Raw genomic sequence first — 20609 nt, 5'->3', positions numbered from 1 at the left:
ATCAAGATAAGCAGATGGAAAATCTAGATATTGGTACAGATGCTATCGCTTTTGGATGTTGTTGTTTTAAGTTGATATTATGACCACTGCATTCTTTAAGCAAACTGGAATCAAACCTTTAGAATCCATTGAATTAACTTGTGAGCAATTAAATTTGCTATTAAGTGAACCCCGGATTACTAGATTTGTTGAAATTTCAGTTTCGGGGAAGTTAATTGTTAAATGTGAGGACGGTTTAGCCAGGATGATTGGATTTTCTGATCATGAAATAATCTGGTTTGATAGTTATTCAGAGCCAGATTAGAAAAAAAGGGAATAGGCATGAGTAAAACTATTCCCAGCACTACATTATTATCATCTAACTGAATTCTAGCCATTTTTTGATTCTAACATAATCATGAACAAAATGAAGTTTTCTGGAATTGAAGGAACTGTACTTTCTACTTCACCACATGGCAATTATATAGTTATGCAATTGCATAGCAGAGTTGTTATTTGCGGGACTTATTCTAATAAATTTAACTGGACAGAATCCACCGATGAAAGTTCGGGATTTATCAGTTTCATTACCTATATTGGTTTGAAATCTCAGGTGGAATTTCCCAGATTCCGAGATTGGGTAATTGCTAATAATGGATACTTTGAAGGTGACGATGCTACACCCCGCAAAGCTAAACGAGTGCCAAGGTTTCCATTAGAAATTAAGGTGCGTGGGTTATTACCTGAATCTGTTGTTGATTTGATTAACTGGCAATAACAAATAGCAAATAGCGTTATTGAATCATTTAGTAATGCTATTGCTATTGCTTTGTGGTGATGATTATATTATAGAGTATTTAATATGATGGGACAATTCTTTACCACTGGTATTGGCATTTATCAACAATCCCCCAGAACTGATAATAAATGGATTGCTCAAGTTAATTTTGAATATTAGTCTGTTATGATTATCCCTGACTTCCTCATAATAGAAGAAATCAGGGATATAATATCATTGATTTTGCTGTAATTCTGCATCAATTAACTTTTGAAATTCCTCCAATGAGGGAACACTAATACTTGACAAAAGTAAATTTTCCAGAATAAGCATATCATCAATTTTTGTGATGGAATTACTCATCAATTCTGTAACATGATCAAATCTCTTGGAGAGAATTTTGATAATATTGTTTTGGCAGGTTTCTTTAGCACCTTTTACTTGGCCTCTTTCTTCTGCAAGTTCTTCAATAGTGCTGAGGAAAGGCATATTTAGCTCCTTTTCATGTTGTTCTAATTTATGGTTAAACTCTAATTGCAATGGTGGTGGTAACGTCATCATTTTATCAATGAACTTGACTAAATTAATAATGTCAAATTTAGTTAAGCCTTTTTGATACAATGGTCTGACTAAGTTCCATTTCCATTGTTCTCTTTGCGTTAAGTCCTTAGTAGTGACTTTGGTTTTCAGATGTGCCATTACTATTATAGCAAACAGATTGTTACTTGCAGCTAGTTCTTCCCATTGATAGTCTAGCAGTTTCACTATACTAAATTTCATGCTTACTTCACTATCGCCTATCCCATATTTATAGCTATTTGGTCGCCATTTTGCATCTTCATCTCCTAAGATAGCTAAACTAATCACTGGTTTATTAAATAAATCAAATGAACGATAATTATAGATAAACATTCTTTGAGGAAACTGTTTATCATATTGACTTTGGACTTCTATATGAATCAAAATCCAAATTATTTCATTATTCAATAACCAGACTTGAAACAATTTATCCGCATAACGTTTTTTAGTTTGACTAGATGCGGTAATTTGTTCTAGTTCTTTATCTAAAGAAATAGGGGGTTTACTCCAGTCAATTTGTTCATATATTTTTGGATAAAAGAATTGTAGAAATGATTCAAAATATTGCCCTATAGCTTCTTTCCATGTTTGATCATAATTTGCTGTAATATTGGTCATGATTACTATTTATCTCTCTGGTTTATTATTTATGTACCAGATCCCCGACTGCTTTTTTCCATTTTCTCAATAAATGATGAATTTAGTTAATAATTCGGGAATCTGATATGGTTAATTTTTATGCAAAGCCGAGTCAATTAACTGTTGAAATTCCTCCAAAGAATTAACATTAATACTGGGTAAAAGTAAATTTTCCAGGATGGACATATCATCAATTTGCTTGATAGCATAGATCATCTTTTCTGGAAGATTATCAAATCTATTGGTGAGGATTTTGATAATGTTATCTTGACGAGTTTTTCTAGCCCCAATTTCTTTACCGATTTCCTTGCCAATTTCCTTACCTTTTTCTTGGGCATTTTCTTCAATAGTGCTGAGGAATGGCATATTTAACTCCTTTTCGTAATCATCTAATTTGGTTTGAAATTCCGTTTGTAATGGTGGTGGTAAAGTCATCATTTTATCAATGCACTTAACTAGATTAATAATGTCAAACTTAGTTAAGCCTTTTTGATATAATGGTCTAACCAAACTCCACTTCCATTGTTCTCTTGCAGTTAAGTCCCTAGTAGTAGCTTTGGTTTTTAGATGTGCCATTACTATTATAGCAAATAAATTATTACTTGCTTCTAGGTCTGACCATTGATAGTCTAATAGTTTGACAATACTAAATTCCATTTTAACTCTACTATTACCTAAACCGTATTCATAACTATTTGGTCGCCAACTTTTGTTTTCATCTCCTAATATTGCTAAACTTATTACTGGTTGATTAAATAAATCATAAGAACGATAATTATAGATAAACATTCTTTGTGGAAATTCTTTATCATGCTGACTTTGGACTTCTATATGTATTAAAATCCAAATTACTTCATTATTTAATAACCACACTTGAAACAATTTATCAGCATAGCGTTTTTTAGTTTGACTAGATGCGGTAATTTGTTCTAGTTCCTTATCTAAAGATATAGGAGTTTTACTCCAGTCAATTTCTTGATGAATGTCTGGATAGAAGAAGTGCGATTCGTTGTTAGCTGAATCACGGTAATCAGTCCGTACATAAGCTAACCAACCCAATCCAATCATGGAAAAAAAGGTTGAACTCTCGGTCTGATATGGGTGTAAGTCCCATCTACCAGACTCAGGTATGACTCCCTATCTGCCCACGATGACCCGACTCGGTATCGGGAGGTCGAAGCTGGGAACAGGACGCAATCAGACATCTGTTGTGAGATGACACTTGGCGTTAACGGGGAGTTCCTACGGTGAAACAGAGCCTAAAAAAGCAACCTAGTCCAAAGCAGGACACAACAACAACACCTGACTTTACTGGAGCTAATTCCCGCCGCATCGTTCTTCAATAGCGGTAAGAGTCTAGGGAATCCAGTGGTTGAAGTGGCTACACCTAACGGAACTAACAATCTAGCCGAGGGAACGAATAAAAACGGATTGAAGGTCTAAGGGCGGTCGAACCCTATAAGTAGGCTGGACGAGCAGCGGAATTCCTTCAGTTCGGGTAGGACAGACCGTAATTGGTCGGAGGTGTTCAGAATACACAGATTGGAGCAGAGCATGATTAGACACAGAGAAAACTCTAGTGAATCCTGGAAAACGTTACCTTGGAAGCAATTCCGTCGTAACTTATTCCGCCTACAAAAACGCGTGTACAAAGCTGTTCAAGTTGGCGACAAGCGCAAAGCTAAGTCCCTACAAAAGCTGATTCTGAAATCAACCGCAGCGAGATTACTGGCTATCCGTCAAGTAACACAGCTAAATGCTGGGAAAAAGACAGCGGGAATAGACGGCAAAACCGCGCTCTCATTCGAGCAAAGGTTTGAACTAAGTGAAAAACTTAGAACCGAAGGTAACGACTGGAAACACCAGGGATTACGTGAAATACCCATCCCCAAAAAGGACGGAAAAACCCGGATTCTCAAAGTCCCCACTATTGCAGATAGGGCATATCAATGCCTTGTCAAATACGCACTAGAACCAGCACATGAGGCAACCTTCCACGCTAGGAGCTACGGTTTTAGGACGGGACGCTCGGCACATGATGCCCAGAGATACCTGTACAACAACTTAAACTCTAAAGCTAATGGAATAGATAAACGAGTTATAGAACTCGATATTGAAAAATGCTTTGACCGGATAAACCACACCGCCATAATGGATAGACTCATCGCTCCTTATAGTATAAGACAGGGAATATTCCGATGTCTCAAAGCCGGAGTCAATCCAGAGTTTTCTGAACAAGGAACACCCCAAGGAGGAGTGGTAAGTCCACTGTTAGCTAACATCGCCTTAAATGGGATTGAAAGTATTCATAGATATCACCGTATATCTAGCTACAGAATTACAGACAATACCTCAAATGGAGATATTGTCGAGCCAACAATCCGTTACGCGGATGACATGGTGATAATACTCCGACCTCAAGACGATGCCACAGAAATACTTGACAAAATCAGTCAGTTCCTAGCAGAGCGGGGAATGAAAGTCAGTGAGAAAAAGACAAAGCTAACCGCCGCGACAGATGGATTTGATTTCCTGGGCTGGCATTTTAAAGTCCAGAAAAACGGAAAGTTTAGATGTACTCCCTCAGTGGACAACTTCAAAGCTTTCCGCAAGAAAGTAAAATTCATCGTCAACAACTCGAATTATGGTGCTACCACAAAGGCTGAGAAATTAGCCCCTGTAGTCAGAGGTTGGAGGAATTACCACCGCTTCTGCAAGATGGATGGGTCGAAGTTTTCCTTATGGCACATCAATCACAGAGCATTCAAGGTATTTAACAAGGAAACTAAGCAGAATCGCCATAATAGCCAAGAGCTAATAAAGAAAGCATTCCCAACAGTTCCTTACTCCGAAAACAAACACATCAATGTCAAAGGTGAGAAATCACCCTACGATGGAGATTTAACCTACTGGAGCGAACGCAATAGTAAGTTATATGACAATAACACCTCTAAAGCCCTCAAACGGCAAAGCCATAAATGTGGTCATTGTGGGTTAAAAATGCTCAGTGACGAGAAGGTACATTTACATCATATAGATGGAAACCACCAAAACTGGAAAACTAAAAACCTTCTAGCAATTCACGAAAGCTGCCACGATTACATTCACATGAGCAAAAGCGAAAGCTAAGAACATCGGGAGCCGGATGCCGTGAAAGTGGCACGTCCGGATCTAACTGAGAGGGGCGGGGAATAATATCCCCCCTCGACTCAACCTTGTAAGAATAATTCCAAATATTCCCCTATAGCTTCTTTCCATGTTTGATCATAGTTCGCTGTTGCTTCTGTCATATTTGCCACCGGTTTTTGGGATTTATAATAAATCCCCAACTTCTTTATGATACCATTAATTTTGTTGTCAATAGTATGATATTGTCTGAGATTTATATACTACAAAATTTAGTATAATTAATAATGCTCCTGGCGATCGCTCATTCACTTGAGAACCCCGAAGCATTATCAATATTATCAGCATTGTAAACATAGGTAATCAGCCCCCTATTGGCATTGATAGCGCAGCGTGGCGTAAGCCATAGTCTTGAGTTACCCGGAAGTTATCGGTAGGGGCGCTATCGCGCAGAGGGGGCGTTGTTTTCGAGGTTTTGTTATGGCTATCAACATTCTTTCCAAAGCTGACAAGAAACTTTCTCAACTCAAGGATGGAATTCGAGTTTTGGCTTGGGAACAGTACAAGATTGATAATCGTGTTAAAGGTGAGGAAGGTTATAAAATCTTTGAAGCAGAATGGTTAACTCATGAGATTCATAAGATGAACCAAGCCAAGTTTGACAAGTTCATTGCAGATTTAGGTTATACCGTAGATGATTTGCTTGGTGAAAGAACCAGATATTATCAGAAACGTAATCGAGCTACTGGTATTGGTAATGAACCAGCTAGTTTTAATAACGAACCTGCCAGTGTTGATTATGTTGAAGGTAATCAACCAGATAACATTCCATACTAATTAGTTTACAGTCCTAGTCTCCTTTGGGGATTAGGGCTTTTTTTTAATGTTATCACTTGGCGTTTTTGATTATCTAACATGAGGAATTATGGCAATTAACATCCCCAGTAAATTTGGTAGCGGTTTACCCGAAAAACCCAGTGATAAAAGTGATAAAAATGGTATTGACTTTAATAAACTCACTGAACAAATTTGTTTTGAACGTGAGCATATTCAACCCCACTTAACTAACCAACAGTGTGTATTATACCATCATAGATGTGAGTTATTTGTGGGTAATTATTATCATGGTAAACATCATTTTCTGGATCATACCAACAGTGAAAGTGAAGATTACCCAGTAAATCGTAACTGTGAATATGATGAAGTTGGTAATATCTTAGCTCAGATTTAGTTTATTAGTCCTGACTCCACAGTTAGGACTTTTTGTATGTTTACTCATTAGGGCGCTATCGCGGGGAGGGGGCGTTGTTTTTTCGGTATTCGTTATGATTATTATTGAACAGTTCAATCCCCAAATCTGTCAAGTTGAAAAAACCCGCTTCAGACTCAGTAACAAGGTTTTCAATGTCAGTGAAGGTTGGACTGAAGATTATGATGTTCTCGGTAGTTCTTATCTGTGGAGATATGATTACACTATTGAACAACAAAAAGCTATTTTCTGGAAAGAAATTCAACAGTATCTTTCCCGTTATCAAGAAGGTAAATTGAAAGTTTGGGGAACAGAACCGCGTTGGTATCGTGGAATGTATTTCAAACATCTCATGCAGATTGTTGAATTTGCAAAACAACATGAGAATGTGAAGTTGATTTACATTAGCGAGCGCTCTCATGCAGAGTTGATAAAATGTTGTATTGAATGGTTATTAACTCAAGTTTAGTTCATAAGCATAAGCTAGTATTCTCATTGGGGATACTGGCTTTTTTTATAACAGATTCGTTGAGCCAATACCGCCGTGTCCTGCAAGCAGTCCAGGGCTAGTCTTTGCAAACTTAACTTAGAATCGCTGCGCTCAATGTTACCGATAGTTTACTCGTTGGGGCGCTATCGCGGAAAGGGGGCGTTGTTTTTTAGTATTTGTTATGTTGACTTATTTTACAAGGTTAACCCCTGAAGAATATGCTGTAATTGCCCAAGAATTTGATTTACCTAAATGTTCAAGAACTGCAATGATTGGGGGAATGCCTCATTATTATAACCCTTATTTTGGTGATGGTTATGATCCTTTTGAATGTGAGTTACCAATATGTGAAAATGGTGATTGCATTGAAATAGGAGGTAAATACAAGATTTCTGGTTGTGGTGTTTGTGAAGTTATCAAAATCACTCGTTCCACAATATTTCATCATTTTGTGGTTATTGATGAAGATGGTGAAGAAATTGATTATTTGAAAATAGGTCAATTTATTAAACGAGTTTAACAATATCAATCCTAGCTTTCATTTGAGAGTTAGGATTTTTTATTGTCCATTTATCCGTGGGGGCGCTATCGCGCAAAGGGGATGATTTTTTGGAAATTAATCATGATAAAACTAATTAGTAAAGTCAAATCTGAAACTTTAGCTGACTTAAGAAGTTTTTGTAGAGAAACTACAAGTTTAATGACTAGTGATGTTAGTAACTATGCTAAAGGTAGATATAGACTTTGGTTATTTCATGAGTGTAATCTTAGTAATGGCAAAATTACTAAAAGTTATCATAATGATAGACTTTGGAATTTCTGTCAACGAGTTTATCCCGGAACTAATATCGGTTTACTAACTTTCGGTGGTAATATCAATGGTATTCATAGTACAGGATTGATTAAAGAACATCGAGATCATGGTTATTCCAGAGCGATCGCTAGAACTGTGAATCTTGGTAGTTGTGTATTTCACTATGATGGTAAGGAATATCAATTAAATGATGGTGATATCATCGCGTTTAATTGTAAGAAACTTCATGGTGTAACTAAAATTTTGAGTAATGAAAGATTTAGTATCAATCTTTGGCAGTTGAATCAAGAGAAAGGTTATCATCCAGTAGTTTAATTACAAAAATAAATAACTCCAGTTTAGCAATATATTGGAGTTAAGTAAATTAATTTGTGGGGGCGCTATCGCTGACAGGGGGCGTTGTTTTTTGGTATTTATCATGTTTTATCAAGCCCCTGAAATCCAAGGCAGTATTCGCAATCTCCGTCAATATTATCGTGAATCTATGCGTCAAGACGCATGGGCTTATGAAATATATATTGATGACATTTTGGTGAAGAGTGAAGATTGTCATTGGTGGTCTAAGACCCGTGAAGAAGTTATCACAGAAGTTAAAGAAATCGGCGAACAACTCAAGCAAAAGGAGTTCGTTAAACGAGAATTAGCTACTGTTGGTAATCGCATTTATGTGAAGTGGTGTACAGATATCACTAGAGCAGGTAAAGCTCAAGGTATCACCGGCTATTATGGGATATTTGAAAAGCGTCATCTCTATTGTTGTGCTACTTATCAGAGTTTAGATGCTGCATTAGCGAAATTGGGTGAAATTGAAAGTAGAAATGATGTTGAAAAAGCGTTATTTAATTCTTTCAGAGATGATTAATTTGTACTTATTAACCTCAGTCTAACAAGATTGGGGTTATTTAATGCTATCGCTTGTTGACGATGATGTTTTTGTAATATCATTATGTCACAATATACTGAAGAATACGAAGCTCATGGAATGCCTGTTTCTGTAACAAAATATGAACCAGAAGATTGGGAGTTAGCAGAGGTTCAGGAATACGAAAAGCGGGATAATGAAATGCGAAATAATTTAGCGATCGCTCTTAACAATACTTTAGCAGTGAAGTTCCAAATAGAAAACCTGGATAATCCCATGATACCATATCAAACACGAATTGAATTGATTAACAAACTTCTGGAAAGCACTATTAAATCTATTCAGGAAGCTCAAGAATTACATGACATAGAATAATTTGAATAGTCTCTAGTTTATCTAGGGACTTTTATTAATTGCTATCGCTTATTTGTAGTGTTGTTTATGCAAGCATTATGAAAGCGTTTTTCACTGGACACCGGAACATTGATGATATTAAAGACCCCATTAACCAATTAATTGATATTGCTTTAAAACGAGGGGTGACAGAGTTTCTCAATGGTATGGCTTTAGGAACTGACCAATTAGCTGCTGAGGTGTTAATTAAACGAAAACTTAATTGGACTGCGGTGATTCCTTGTAAAGATCAGGACAGATTATGGAGTCTGCAACAGAAAGTTAAATACAAAGAACTCCTGAAGTCTGCATCCAACAAGATTGTCCTTTATCCAGAATACGCCCCTGGTGTCATGCAAGCCCGTGATCAATGGATGGTTAAATATTCTGATTTGTGTCTGGCTGTTTATGATGGACGGTTGACTGGGGGGACAGCGTTGAGTGTGAATTTAGCGACTGTTAAAAATATTCTCATCATTCAATTTAATCCCCGAACTTTAGAAATCAAAGTTATTGAACCCCAGCAACTAAGTTTATTCTAACACTATCGCTTCCCGATTCTGCTGAGTTTTGGGAAGCAATGGAAAATAAGTCTTGTTTTAATTGGATTGTCAAAAATGATTTTGCAGACGCAGATTTCTGGCTAATCAATAAGGGTAGTCTCAAGGATTTAGGTAAACCCGTGCGGGAGTTTCAACCTTATTATACAGGCATTCAATGTCCAATATTAATATGGCCTGATTATGGATATTATCTCTGCGTTTATTTCCAGCAAATTGGTGTGTGGGAACGATTGGGTATTGGGACTACCAGTTACAAGAATCTGAGAATTACAGATATCCGCAAAGTATTTAATCAGGTATCTCGACAACATTCACTGGATAAAAGGATAGTGAGATTGAGATGAGTTAATGCTATCGCTTAGTGGTGTTGTTGTTTTTGGTATTAACCAATGAATGAATTTCTAGAAAGTTTATCCCGTGCATATTGGAAAATGAATTATGAACAATTCCTGGAAAGAACCGGGTTTGTTAGTTCAGATTATGCACTGCAAAAGTTCAAACTATTTCAACAAAGTGCCAAGGGGTTATTAGATTTTGATGTAGAAACCTTAACTTCAATTCTATCACAAGAACAAGAATCTATCAACCAATAGTAAACAAAGTGACTGGTGTGAAAACACTGGTCATTTACTCTCAATATTACCATGAATAAATCACATAAAGCACTGGATTTGTTATTGAGTCTGCGAAATTCCGTTAATAAAATCTCAGCAGAAATTGAGGTGGTGATGCCAGATGCTATTTCTGAAGCTCTTGAAATCGTTGCAACTGCTAAAAACAAGGCGGTTTATAACAACAAAGATGGCAGAATTGTTTTAGTTTTCAGGAAAAAGTTTTCTACTAATAAAGAAGATACCAAATTAGCCAGATTAGATGAGGATATTCACCGAATTACTGGGGAATTAGCTAATAAAAATTCTGAACAAATTGCAGAGATTGAATCTCAGATTGAAGACCTTCAGGGACAGATTGAATTATTGGAGAAACAACGGGATAGATTATTGAGCGATCGCCGCATTACCAATCTCAAACGACAATACCACGAACACCGGGAATCAACATTGTATTTAGACCCCAATTTATCGGTGTTTTTGAACGATTGAATGCTATCGCTTTGTAGTATTGGTGATTTCAATGTGACACAATGGAATTAAGACGATATAGATTTAATCGTAAAACAGGGAAAGTTTACCTGGAAGTTGGCAAGGAATTGAGTGACATTGGTGCAACTTTGAAGATGATTATATTATGGGCATCACAACCAGTTTATGGTAAACCATTTGCCCATTTACCTGCACAGAATTGGGTGCAAATAACGTTTCTTGATATGCAGAGTAATTGGTGTTATGCACTGCTGAATAATGGGACTATTGATGCTTTGAATCCTTGGTTACAATACAGAAAACAAGTTGAATCAGAACTGGAATTATGTGGAGTAATCACCACCATTAGTTTTAATTTAGTTGAAGGTGAACATGAATGTTTTGATTATTCATTTTCGGGAGTTCGGGGAAAACCAGGACTCGAAGAACGGATGAAAACACTGATTGATAATAGTGGTCATGCTTTGGTGGATACATCGGTGAATTTATTGACGTAATAGTTGGGAGATAGGGGAAACCTTGTCTCTAATGCTATCGCTTTTTGATGTTGGTTTCTATGAAACTAAATGATGTTAATGTCTTTCAATTTTGATTATGACTAGAAAAAGAACCGCTAACAATGTTGAAAATGGAGTTAATAAAATGACTGTTGATAATGTTCAAAATGGAGTTAATGAAATGACTGATAATACTGAAAAAACAGTTGATGAAGTTACCGAGAATCTTGATAATCAAGAAGTAGATGTTAGTGCAGAATTTGAGATTGACCCTGCGGTAATGGGAGAAGAGTTTAATTATGTAAGACCCAAGCGATTTCCTTATGGAATTGTCATCAATGAGGAAACAGCCGGGTTATTCATTCCTGAAAAGAGTTTAGCAAAAGCTGGATGGTTTGGAACTCCCGAAATAGTTGAAAAGGATTTATCAGGTGGTGTTGAGAAAGGATTATTTATTACCAATGCTAGAATGATAATCTTGGGTAATGTGCGTCCCTATTTGAGATATAAAACTGATTTGAAAGATAACCGAGAATTAGAAGGAATAATGATTGGTTGGTACGACGAATATTCTGAAGAAATTGACAAGAAAATGATGAGTGCAGTTTCAGAGCATTTAATAATGTTTCTAGATAATGCCAACAATTTTCTCCATGAAACTCCAATTAGAATCAGATTCAAGAATGTATCGCTGTGGAGTTTACGAGAAGCTTTGGAACAGTATTACTCTCAAGCTGAATTAACATTTGCGAGAATGCTGAACAAGAAACCCAGTGGTAAAGATGATAGATGGCGGTCATTGTGTGTTGTTGATGTGGAGTTTAAAGGTGTTAAGGAAGGTGAAGGTAAAAATCGGTCATTCTGCTGCAAAGTAGGGACTTACATTCACCCCGATGAAGAAAACTTCCCAGCTTTGTTTATGGGAACAAGAACTAAAATGTCTGCGGTGTTGGAAAAGTATGATACTAGCTTAGGCTTTGATGAAACCGTCAAGGCTTTGTTACCAGCACCTACTAAGTTGGCATTACCAGACAGTCAACAATAGTCATTAAGGATTCACGGAAAATTAAGGACTCAGGGGAAACCTTGGGTCTTTTTTTTAAGGAGTGCTATCGCCTATAAAAAGTGACTATTTAAACAACAGACAACAAAATGAAACTATTAATTATTGACACCGAAACCACAGATATTAATGATGCAAAGGTATGTGAGATTGCAGGAACTTTGTATCAAGTTGGTGAGAATATCAGGGAAACCGGGGCGATTTGTAGTATTTCCACAGTGTTACCAGTGACAGAAAACCCCGCAGAGTTTGTGAATGGTATTAGTCCAGAGTTGACATTGAATGCTCCTGGATGGATTGCACCAATATTTGTGGGAACGCTCAAGAAAATGGCTAATGCTGCTGATTATGCGATCGCTTTTAATGCTGAATTTGATGCACCCCTGGTAGATAAATTATTGAATACAAACCTCAATTGGTTATGTGCCATGAAGGATTTTGATTGGGGTTATCCTGCTAAAAATGACAGCTACAAACTTACTGATTTAGCTTTATTCATGGGTATTGGCATTAGCACTGTTCACCGTACAGGTGATGATGTCCGGTTATTGGTGGAATGCTTTAATCGGCGTAAACAGATATTACCAGAAATAGTGAATCAGGCTATTAGGGTTTCCCAGTCACCGATGATTGAGTTGAAGGCATTGGTTGAATATGAAACTCGTAGTTTGGCTAGTAATGCTAGGTTTCATTGGGATGGCGATCGCAAACTATGGACAAAGAAAATCCGGGAATGTCGGTTTAATGAGTTTGTGAAAACCCTGTCATTTGGGGTTGAAGTTATCTAAATACAAATGCCCAGAGTATTCTTTGCTTTGGGCGCTATCGCTTCAGGGTTTTGGTGTTTTTTAAAGGTAATTATGAACCCAAATATCCTGAACGAATTAGAAACCAAAATCAATGATGGTATTGGTACTTTTGAGGAATTAGACTCCGTTTGTTCTCAGTTAATTAATATCATTCATCAACAAAATGAGTTAGCAGTGAAAGCTAATGAACTCTTTGAAATATTAAGACCCGATTGGTCTAGTGTTGCTTTTCAGGCTTGGATGATTGGGGAGGTTTTGTAATGTTGAAATCTAAGAAAAAACTGAAAGAGAGAGATGAGCAATTCTTTCAATATTTGAGTGCGATTTTGGAAACTCATGGATATGAACTTATCAAAATCTTTTCCGAAGATGATAATGAGCTTGGAAAAGTTTATGAAATTCTTTACAAAACTAAGACATTAGTTACTGAGGAATTTCAAGATGAGAAAGGTGAGAACAAAACTAGGGACGTGCTTCGAGAAGTTACCGACACAGATATTATTGTTCAGCATTTTTCAAGTTCAGGAATTAATTGGGTATGGCTTTCTCAGTTCGAGGATTATAAAGCTGAACGTCGTGCAATCAGTTTGATAATTCAGGAGTTGATGAAACTACCCAAGGAAGAAAAGATTAAACAGTCGGCATTTTTTGTAGAAAGACTTGCTGAGTTTAATCCTAGTTTAGTTAGTCAAATGCTTAACGCTTATTAAGTTTACCACGAGTCAGGAGTAATTCTGACTCTTTTTTTTCTGTGGGGACGCTATCGCGCAGAGGTGTTGGTTTTTTATTAATTGCGAGGACACCCATGAATAACATGATAGTTCATTATCAAGGATTCCAAATCGAAATTTATGAAAATCATCCTACGTGGATTGAACAACGATATGCTTCCGAAGTTAGTCTTTCCTCGCATCCTGATTTCTATATATTTGATGGTAATGCTTGTACTCCAGATTTCGACAGTTGTTTGATTCAATCTCTCAGAAACTGTGATGACCTTGTTAGAGATTATGGAGCAAATGTTATTTTTGAACCAACTTTGGTATTGAATCCTCCTGGTTGGAATGATCCAGACAATTTCTAACAATTAGTTGGCAATACATAAGGGTATTGCTGACTTTTTTAATGCTATCGCTTATTGGGGCTGTTGACTATATGGAGAAATTAGAAATGTACGCAGAACTGTTTGATATTAATAAAATGGAAAAAAGAACCTGGATTTCACCGGATGGGAAGTTTATAGACTTTTTAGAAAGTTCCATGTTTATATGTAAAGACCCTCGCTATGATGATGGATTATATGGACATTATGAAATTCAAGTTACCAGATGGGCTAAGAACACTAAGGTAGCATTGGTTCATATCTTGTTTGACCCCGGACTGATGGGAGATGGTGATAAACCAGATTTAGATGAAACGTTTATACAAGTTCGTAAAGCTCCAAATGATGATATGGAAACTTTATGTAAATTTGTAGATGAATTAATTGAACTTGCTAATAAGAAAACATCTTTTATCTAGTTATTTGATTCAGGTTTATTTCTGGGTCTTTTTAGAAGTTTATCAGTAATTAATCGGGTTGGGGTTTCCCAGCCTATTAATGTTGTCATGTTTAGAATATAATTCTTTAGGAGTTTACCAAATGAAACTGTTAACAGGATTTACCCCGAAAGCATTATTACCTGATCGTCCAAAACCACCAAAGCAACGGTTATTAGAGGTGATTGAATTATTGGATAATCATGGGGTATTGACAGATTATAATTCAAGGTTGTTGGAAGCAATTGCAACTGCACCAATATGGGATGAAGAAGCCTATGCAAAGTTTGAAAACTTGGGATTATTAATAGCTAAAGAACAGTTTAATTTAGCATTCATTAATTCGGAATATGAAGAAACCCTGGCATCCCCTGAAAACCCCGACAACTGGAAAAAGTGATTAATGCTATCGCTTAATGAATTTGGTTACTTTTGAATAAAAAATAGGGGTTAAAATGTTTGTCAAAACTATCGCAGTCAGCTACGAAAGAAAGTTTAATTTGGGTGACTTTAATAGTGCCACATTAGGCTGTTCACTCTGGGCTTCAATATCAGAAGGAGAAAACGAGGATATGTGTACTCAACTTCTCCAAGATAAATGTCGGGAAGCTGTCAGAGAAGAATACAGAAAATTGCTTGATAAATCCAAACCAGTAGAGACTTTCACTGTTAATGGTAATTCCCCTGTTGATGATGAATTCATTCCAGAAGGTGATATCTATGGCAATTAAATAATAAATAGGCTGGGTTTATCCCGGCTTTTTCCATTTAACTATAATGATTGTATCAATTACTACGTTATTAAAGATGGTTGCTGGTCATTGGAGGAGAGCTTTGAGGACAGAATGAGTGCAATGATATTAGGTGAGTGCGAGAGATGCAATTATTGGATGAGGAGATTAAAATATAGTTAGCTAATGTTGGTTTTACTTTATAGGTTTTATGACTCCAGTTATTTTGCAAAAGCTTAATCCTATCGTTCTTGAAAAACTCAAATATCTTGCTCAAAGTCATCAACGGACTTTAGAAGAAGAAATCACATCTATTCTTGAAGATGTCACGGAAAATACACCTATAATTACGCCTGAAAATAGGGGCTGGTTTCCTGGTTTTTTTGAGGAAGTTATTGGTGGATGGGAAGGAGAACCACTGGTTAGGGAGCATCAAGCAGAAGCGCAGGAGAGAGATTTTTTGTTATGACATATTTACTTGATACTAATGTTTGCATCAAGTTGCTTAATAATAGCAATCAGTTAGTTGTTCAAAAATTGTCAGAACAAAGCCCTGAGAATATTAATTTGTCTACAGTAGTTGCATTTGAACTTTTTTATGGAGCTTTTTGTAGCCAAAAAATAGAGAGTAATATCAAGAAATCAGAGCGTTTTCTGAGTCAGTTTAGAATTCTTAGTTTTGATAAAGATGCAGCAAAAGTTTGTGCTTATATTCGTTCTGATTTGAAGAAAAAGGGAACACCAATAGGAGTTTATGATTTACAAATTGCTGCAATCGCTATTGCTAATAATTTAGTTTTGGTGACTCATAATGTGGGAGAGTTTAGCCGAATAGAAGAGTTACAATATGAGGATTGGGAGATGGAGTTATGAAATTATAGGGATTTGTTCAAGATTTAGAACTTAAATTAAATCCCGGTTCTAAACAAACAGGAATTGCTTTATTATTTAAATAGAAAGATTAAGGAACATTTAGCAAAGATTGGTTTTTCTTTAGAGGAATAGAAATGATACAGGATAGTGATCGAAAAATTGTTTCAGAGTTTCGCTCTCGACTAGAAGCGATAATTCCCATTTTGGATTTACGGGTATTTGGTTCAAGAGCGCGGGGTGATGCTACAGAAGAATCAGATTTAGATGTGTTTATTAAAATTACTGAATTAGATAGATCATGCCGAGAAAAAATTAGTGATTTGGCGTGGGAAGTAGGTTTTAAATATGATCTAGTTATTTCCACCTTTGTCGTCACAGAAGCACAGGTAGAAAGGGGAGCTATGGGGGCTAGTCCCTTACTGTCTAAGGTGTTACAAGAGGGTATTGCTATATGATAAATCAGCAACTAAAGTTATTAATTGAGTACCGTTTATCTGAAAGTGAAGAAACTTTAAGAGAAGCAAAGATTTTACTCAATCAATCAGCTTTTCGTGGTACTATCAATCGCTCTTATTATGCAATGTTTTATGCGGCACTGGGTCTTTTAGCAACTAAAGGTTTAGGCAGTTCTAAACATAGTGGAATAGTTAGTTTTTTTGATCGTGAGTTTGTGAAGACAGGAATTTTTTCTAAGGAGTTATCGCGGAGTTTTCATCGGGCATTTGATGAACGACAAGCAAGTGATTATGGAGAAATGTTAGAACCAGATATGGAGTCAGCAATGGCTTTATTTGAGAGAGCGCAGAATTTTGTGGATGAAATTACACAGTATTTAAAGTCTTGGATGGAGGTTAACTAACCTTCTGGTACTAAGATTTCTGTAGATAACTGTGGTAATAGTTTGGCTTGTTGATTTTTAAACAACATAATTAGAGGTGAGGAATTAATAGTCAGTAACTGAGGGCTAAAGCCACTGAGCTTGTAAGAATAATCAAGCAAGCTATACTGACCAGACCACCCTGAGCGACTTGCCCTGAGCGGTGTCGAAGGGTAGCCGTTATTTGAGTCAAGACACCACATAATTGTACCTTGAGTTCTTGATGATTATTAATAGTTAAAATTAAATTATTGTCCACATCTGTTACCGTATAAATTGCGCTATTTGATGGAATTTCCTGACAAGATACAATACTCAATAACCCAAATAAACTTAGTCCCCAAATAATTTTATTTATGTTATAATGTTAGAAAAAGATGATGATTGTACCAAATCAAAGAATCAAACCCACCCTGAAATTTATTGCTGATGGGGATACCCTCAAACTCAATTATGAAGGACAAGATTTTCATGGTCGTGCCAGGTGGATTGATGCCCCAGAAATGCAGAAACCCGGACAATATAGTGATAACCCCCAAATATTAAAACATTGGGAATGGGCAATAAAATCTAAAGAGTTTCTTGGAAGTTTAATCACTAGAAAACCCTTGATAATTATTCCCTACGAACTTGATCAATATAATCGGTGGTTATGTGATTGGTATGTTGGCACAGTTTCAGCATCAACTAATATTCAATTACAAATGTGTTTGGCGGGAATGTGTGCTTATTATTTACCATTTCAATATTACAGTTTTCCGACGACAAGAGAATTAAGTTTGTACACAGGAATCATTAAAAACTGTGCAAAAGCTTATAAATTAAAGTCTGGGTTTTGGAAAGAGGATAAATTCATGTTACCCCACGAAATCAAAAGCTTAAAACTATAATTACTGTTTTCTTTCAATGGGTATGAAGTGTTCTAAGTTCAATAATCTCACACCCAAATCTATAACAAAGATTCCTGTCATTTGGAGGATAATAAACACTATTAGCCAAGATTTTAACCCACCAGGGATGCTAGTAATAATCCCCACAATTTTAGATAAATCATTGATTTTATTTCTGCTTTCTGCAAGTTGTTCCCAGTTCTCATCATCGTTTTGTTGATAAACTTCTAATGCTTTGACTCTGCTCATCAATGAAGAATCTTCCCATAAAAGCATTTTTTCGACTTGTTGCAGTTTGGCAGAATTTTCCCTAACTTGAACTTCTAATCTAATTAATGTTTCAATTGATTGTCGGTCAACAATGGGATTTTCAGTTAAAGATTTAACAAGAAATTCTAACTCATCAGTAGAATGTCTTCCCGCCCCTGACTTAATAGCTTCAGGAATAGCCCTGAGTAATATTCCATTTCTCTCATTAGATGCTTTAAGTTTTTCCTCTAGGTGTTTTCTTTCAGTAATATCAACAGCTTGATTGACAATAAAAAACTCGTGTCGTTTAGACGAAACAGCTAAACAAGTACCTTCAAAATAATACTCCCAAGTTATTTCAGTTCCCACTGGGGAGTCAAGTAATTGCTGCATTTGCACACTTTGCTTTTTGCAACTTCCACCCGCCAGCATTCCCTTGATATTCTCTTTCTCTAGGTTAAACAAAGCAGATAGTTTGTTATTAACCGTAAGATACGTCAGATTTAAGTCAACAATTGAAATAAACCCCGGCATGGCTTCTATAAATTCAATTTGATATGCCTCTTGTTCTGGATTCATAATTTTAATTTAAAAACTTAATTTCTATTTTATTCCTAATATTTTAAATTGGCATAAATTTGGGCATAAATTTGATTTTGAATATGTTATTAAAACCAGCGATTATACCCTATGAAAATATTGATTTTTGCAAGTTAAAATCTAATCAATCCACAACGACACAAACCGGAATTCTTTACCACTAAATAACCCCCGGTCACTGAGTTTTAAGTCTGGGATCACCAGCAATGCCATAAATGAAAGTGTCATGAATGGTGCAGTCAGTTTTGACCCTAATTGTTTTGCCCAATTATCAAGTTCTGCATACTGTTTTGCTACCTCATAACCATCGCTATCACTCATCAACCCAGCCACAGGTAAAGGTAATACATGAACTACATTGTCTTCTGCTACTGCAATACCACCTTGATGTGAGATTACCGCATTTACCGCTGCACAGATTTCCGTGTTGCTTGTCCCCACTGCCACAATATTATGGGAATCATGCGCCACACTCGATGCGATCGCCCCCCGTTTCAATCCAAAATTCTGCACTAATGCCACCGTCGGCTGTGTGTCTTGATACCGATTAACAACCGTAATTTTCAGGATATCTTGCTCTAAGTCAGCTATAACCTCACCGTTTTCAATATGTGCTGGTACACACTTTTCCCCTGTGATTAATTGTCCATCGGTAACGGTGATCACTCTGACTGTTGAACCCCTAGCGGGAATTGCAAAGTCCCCCGGTGTTTTTGGAGTAGTGATAAATTTATTGATAGGTTTGACAGGAACTGATGGTAATAAAGTTGACCCGGTTTTTGCTGTTAAAACACCTTGACAATAAGTAGCCAACACCGTGAAATCTTGTAAATTATCAACAACAATCAAATCTGCACTGTCCCCAACTTGTAGTAATCCCACATCCAAATTGTAATGTTTGACAGGGTTCACACAGGCAATTTGCAGGACATTCATCACATCGTGACCTAATGCCACAGCCCGTTTTACCAGTAGATTTATATGACCATTAACTAAATCATCAGGGTGTTTATCATCACTACAAAACATACATTGTTCAGGGTAAGAATCAATCAAACTGTGTAGGGCATCAAAGTTTTTAGCTGCTGAACCCTCCCTAATCTGTATCTTCATTCCCAATGTTAATTTCTCTACAGCTTCGTTCAGTGTGGAACATTCATGGTCTGTAGTGATTTTAGCATCCATGTATTTACGTAATCCTGTCCCAGATAACCCCGGTGCGTGACCATCAATGGGTAGTCCCAAACCTTGCGCTAGGTGAATTTTGTCCATCATTTCTGGACTATCTGCCAAAACCCCCGGTACATTCATCACCTCACTCAGATAAGAAATCCCATGTTTAACCAGTTGACGGAAATCGTTTACCGTCAGTTTTGCCCCGGCAGTTTCAAACTCGGTAGCGGGGACACAAGCAGGAAAACCAAAGGCTATTTTCAAGGGAGTCTGGGCGGCATTGTCTACCATAAATTCCACACCTGCCAAACCCAATACATTGGCGATTTCGTGAGGGTCAGAGACAGTTGCCACTGTACCATGCACCGTCGCTAATCTAGCAAATTCACTAGGCACAAGCATGGAGCTTTCGATATGAACATGAGCATCAATAAAACCGGGAAGGATATATTCTGAGTATTGCCCCTGGTCCCGAACTATGGTTTGAATCCGTCCATCTGTGATGTGAATAGTACCGGGAAAAATGGTGCGGTGGAGAACATCAACAATGTTGCCAGAGAGTGTTAAGTTATTCATAATTTTATCCTTAAACAATAACTAAAGGTAGAGTTTTTATGACAAAAAAATGCAATAATAAAGTCAGGATTTTGTTAATAAATTACCCCTGATTTTCCCTGACTCTCAAATATAGTCCTTTCAAGGTGACTAACGGAAATACGTCATTTCATTACTA

Annotated in this window: 32 protein-coding genes; 27 read left to right on the top strand and 5 right to left on the bottom strand. The window is 36.7% G+C overall.

Annotation, left to right across the window (positions count from 1 at the left end):
* Positions 1-218: 218 nt before the first annotated feature.
* Positions 219-377: a hypothetical protein gene (locus AA650_RS28500; protein WP_199924474.1), complete on the bottom strand. Its 159-nt coding sequence runs from the start codon at positions 375-377 to the stop codon at positions 219-221.
* Positions 378-397: 20 nt separating this feature from the next.
* Here AA650_RS28500 and AA650_RS25785 point away from each other — a divergent pair, with 20 nt between their 5' ends.
* Positions 398-757, top strand: a complete 360-nt coding sequence (locus AA650_RS25785; protein ID WP_053541484.1) for a hypothetical protein — start codon at positions 398-400, stop codon at positions 755-757.
* 234 nt (positions 758-991) lie between these two features.
* Here AA650_RS25785 and AA650_RS25780 read toward each other — a convergent pair whose 3' ends face one another.
* Together AA650_RS25780 and AA650_RS25775 are read right to left on the bottom strand one after the other, a co-directional pair.
* On the bottom strand, positions 992-1954 hold the full coding sequence (locus AA650_RS25780; RefSeq protein ID WP_053541483.1) for a hypothetical protein: 963 nt from the start codon (positions 1952-1954) through the stop codon (positions 992-994).
* Between the two features lie 111 nt (positions 1955-2065).
* The gene (locus tag AA650_RS25775; RefSeq protein ID WP_234413496.1) at positions 2066-3043 is read right to left on the bottom strand and encodes a hypothetical protein; all 978 of its coding nucleotides are present in this window, start codon (positions 3041-3043) and stop codon (positions 2066-2068) included.
* Between the two features lie 486 nt (positions 3044-3529).
* On the opposite strand from AA650_RS25775, the gene AA650_RS25770 reads away from it, so the two are divergent.
* The 26 genes from AA650_RS25770 to AA650_RS25640 all read left to right on the top strand — a co-directional run bounded on the left by AA650_RS25770 (position 3530) and on the right by AA650_RS25640 (position 17854).
* Positions 3530-5104 (top strand): group II intron reverse transcriptase/maturase, encoded by a 1575-nt coding sequence (locus AA650_RS25770; protein ID WP_053539824.1) that lies wholly within the window; start codon positions 3530-3532, stop codon positions 5102-5104.
* 477 nt (positions 5105-5581) lie between these two features.
* The gene (locus tag AA650_RS25765) at positions 5582-5938 is read left to right on the top strand and encodes a hypothetical protein (RefSeq protein WP_081424250.1); all 357 of its coding nucleotides are present in this window, start codon (positions 5582-5584) and stop codon (positions 5936-5938) included.
* A gap of 88 nt (positions 5939-6026) precedes the next feature.
* Positions 6027-6332 (top strand): hypothetical protein, encoded by a 306-nt coding sequence (locus AA650_RS25760; RefSeq protein WP_053541482.1) that lies wholly within the window; start codon positions 6027-6029, stop codon positions 6330-6332.
* Between the two features lie 94 nt (positions 6333-6426).
* Positions 6427-6819, top strand: coding sequence for a hypothetical protein (locus tag AA650_RS25755; protein WP_053541481.1), 393 nt, complete (start codon positions 6427-6429; stop codon positions 6817-6819).
* A 202-nt stretch (positions 6820-7021) separates the two neighbouring features.
* Positions 7022-7360, top strand: a complete 339-nt coding sequence (locus AA650_RS25750; protein ID WP_053541480.1) for a hypothetical protein — start codon at positions 7022-7024, stop codon at positions 7358-7360.
* A 102-nt stretch (positions 7361-7462) separates the two neighbouring features.
* On the top strand, positions 7463-7969 hold the full coding sequence (locus AA650_RS25745) for a hypothetical protein (RefSeq protein WP_081424414.1): 507 nt from the start codon (positions 7463-7465) through the stop codon (positions 7967-7969).
* 103 nt (positions 7970-8072) lie between these two features.
* Complete coding sequence (locus AA650_RS25740; protein ID WP_053541478.1) at positions 8073-8516, top strand: hypothetical protein; 444 nt, start codon at positions 8073-8075, stop codon at positions 8514-8516.
* Between the two features lie 84 nt (positions 8517-8600).
* Positions 8601-8891, top strand: a complete 291-nt coding sequence (locus tag AA650_RS25735; protein ID WP_053541477.1) for a hypothetical protein — start codon at positions 8601-8603, stop codon at positions 8889-8891.
* 77 nt (positions 8892-8968) lie between these two features.
* Positions 8969-9451: an SLOG family protein gene (locus AA650_RS25730; RefSeq protein WP_053541476.1), complete on the top strand. Its 483-nt coding sequence runs from the start codon at positions 8969-8971 to the stop codon at positions 9449-9451.
* 38 nt (positions 9452-9489) lie between these two features.
* Positions 9490-9816, top strand: a complete 327-nt coding sequence (locus tag AA650_RS25725) for a hypothetical protein (protein ID WP_053541475.1) — start codon at positions 9490-9492, stop codon at positions 9814-9816.
* Between the two features lie 45 nt (positions 9817-9861).
* Positions 9862-10065, top strand: coding sequence for a hypothetical protein (locus AA650_RS25720; RefSeq protein WP_053541474.1), 204 nt, complete (start codon positions 9862-9864; stop codon positions 10063-10065).
* A 51-nt stretch (positions 10066-10116) separates the two neighbouring features.
* Complete coding sequence (locus AA650_RS25715; protein WP_053541473.1) at positions 10117-10575, top strand: hypothetical protein; 459 nt, start codon at positions 10117-10119, stop codon at positions 10573-10575.
* A gap of 41 nt (positions 10576-10616) precedes the next feature.
* On the top strand, positions 10617-11072 hold the full coding sequence (locus AA650_RS25710) for a hypothetical protein (RefSeq protein WP_053541472.1): 456 nt from the start codon (positions 10617-10619) through the stop codon (positions 11070-11072).
* A 97-nt stretch (positions 11073-11169) separates the two neighbouring features.
* The gene (locus AA650_RS28980; RefSeq protein WP_053541471.1) at positions 11170-12117 is read left to right on the top strand and encodes a DUF5895 domain-containing protein; all 948 of its coding nucleotides are present in this window, start codon (positions 11170-11172) and stop codon (positions 12115-12117) included.
* A 107-nt stretch (positions 12118-12224) separates the two neighbouring features.
* Positions 12225-12923 carry a 3'-5' exonuclease gene (locus tag AA650_RS25700; RefSeq protein WP_053541470.1) on the top strand — a complete coding sequence of 233 codons (699 nt, stop codon included), beginning with the start codon at positions 12225-12227 and terminating at the stop codon, positions 12921-12923.
* A 72-nt stretch (positions 12924-12995) separates the two neighbouring features.
* Positions 12996-13205, top strand: a complete 210-nt coding sequence (locus AA650_RS25695) for a hypothetical protein (protein WP_081424413.1) — start codon at positions 12996-12998, stop codon at positions 13203-13205.
* Complete coding sequence (locus tag AA650_RS25690; RefSeq protein WP_053541468.1) at positions 13205-13654, top strand: hypothetical protein; 450 nt, start codon at positions 13205-13207, stop codon at positions 13652-13654. Before AA650_RS25695 ends, AA650_RS25690 begins: the two co-directional genes overlap by 1 nt.
* 95 nt (positions 13655-13749) lie before the next feature.
* On the top strand, positions 13750-14028 hold the full coding sequence (locus AA650_RS25685) for a hypothetical protein (protein ID WP_053541467.1): 279 nt from the start codon (positions 13750-13752) through the stop codon (positions 14026-14028).
* 86 nt (positions 14029-14114) lie between these two features.
* The gene (locus AA650_RS25680; protein ID WP_234413494.1) at positions 14115-14465 is read left to right on the top strand and encodes a hypothetical protein; all 351 of its coding nucleotides are present in this window, start codon (positions 14115-14117) and stop codon (positions 14463-14465) included.
* A 121-nt stretch (positions 14466-14586) separates the two neighbouring features.
* Positions 14587-14883: a hypothetical protein gene (locus AA650_RS25675; protein WP_081424412.1), complete on the top strand. Its 297-nt coding sequence runs from the start codon at positions 14587-14589 to the stop codon at positions 14881-14883.
* A gap of 55 nt (positions 14884-14938) precedes the next feature.
* Complete coding sequence (locus AA650_RS25670) at positions 14939-15214, top strand: hypothetical protein (protein WP_053541464.1); 276 nt, start codon at positions 14939-14941, stop codon at positions 15212-15214.
* Between the two features lie 211 nt (positions 15215-15425).
* A complete protein-coding gene (locus tag AA650_RS25665; RefSeq protein WP_148764544.1) occupies positions 15426-15683 on the top strand; it encodes a hypothetical protein in 258 nt (85 codons plus the stop codon).
* The gene (vapC, locus tag AA650_RS25660) at positions 15680-16087 is read left to right on the top strand and encodes a type II toxin-antitoxin system tRNA(fMet)-specific endonuclease VapC (protein ID WP_053541463.1); all 408 of its coding nucleotides are present in this window, start codon (positions 15680-15682) and stop codon (positions 16085-16087) included. The genes AA650_RS25665 and vapC overlap by 4 nt, the downstream gene beginning before the upstream one ends.
* Positions 16088-16221: 134 nt before the next feature.
* Complete coding sequence (locus AA650_RS25655; RefSeq protein WP_053539817.1) at positions 16222-16542, top strand: nucleotidyltransferase family protein; 321 nt, start codon at positions 16222-16224, stop codon at positions 16540-16542.
* On the top strand, positions 16539-16946 hold the full coding sequence (locus AA650_RS25650) for a HEPN domain-containing protein (RefSeq protein ID WP_053541462.1): 408 nt from the start codon (positions 16539-16541) through the stop codon (positions 16944-16946). Before AA650_RS25655 ends, AA650_RS25650 begins: the two co-directional genes overlap by 4 nt.
* 395 nt (positions 16947-17341) lie before the next feature.
* Positions 17342-17854: a thermonuclease family protein gene (locus AA650_RS25640; protein WP_148279159.1), complete on the top strand. Its 513-nt coding sequence runs from the start codon at positions 17342-17344 to the stop codon at positions 17852-17854.
* Here the strand turns inward: AA650_RS25640 and AA650_RS25635 are convergent, their stop codons facing one another.
* Together AA650_RS25635 and ade are read right to left on the bottom strand one after the other, a co-directional pair.
* Positions 17855-18682, bottom strand: a complete 828-nt coding sequence (locus tag AA650_RS25635) for a hypothetical protein (protein WP_053541460.1) — start codon at positions 18680-18682, stop codon at positions 17855-17857.
* Between the two features lie 141 nt (positions 18683-18823).
* Entirely contained in the window at positions 18824-20452 is a 1629-nt protein-coding gene (gene ade / locus AA650_RS25630; protein ID WP_053541459.1) for an adenine deaminase, read from the bottom strand.
* Between the last annotated feature and the right edge of the window lie 157 nt (positions 20453-20609).

Origin of the sequence: Anabaena sp. WA102, from assembly GCF_001277295.1 — a bacterium.
Taxonomy (GTDB): Bacteria; Cyanobacteriota; Cyanobacteriia; order Cyanobacteriales; family Nostocaceae; genus Dolichospermum; species Dolichospermum heterosporum.
Note: the sequence above shows the minus strand (reverse complement) of the source record. Positions and strands in the feature narration are given on the sequence as shown.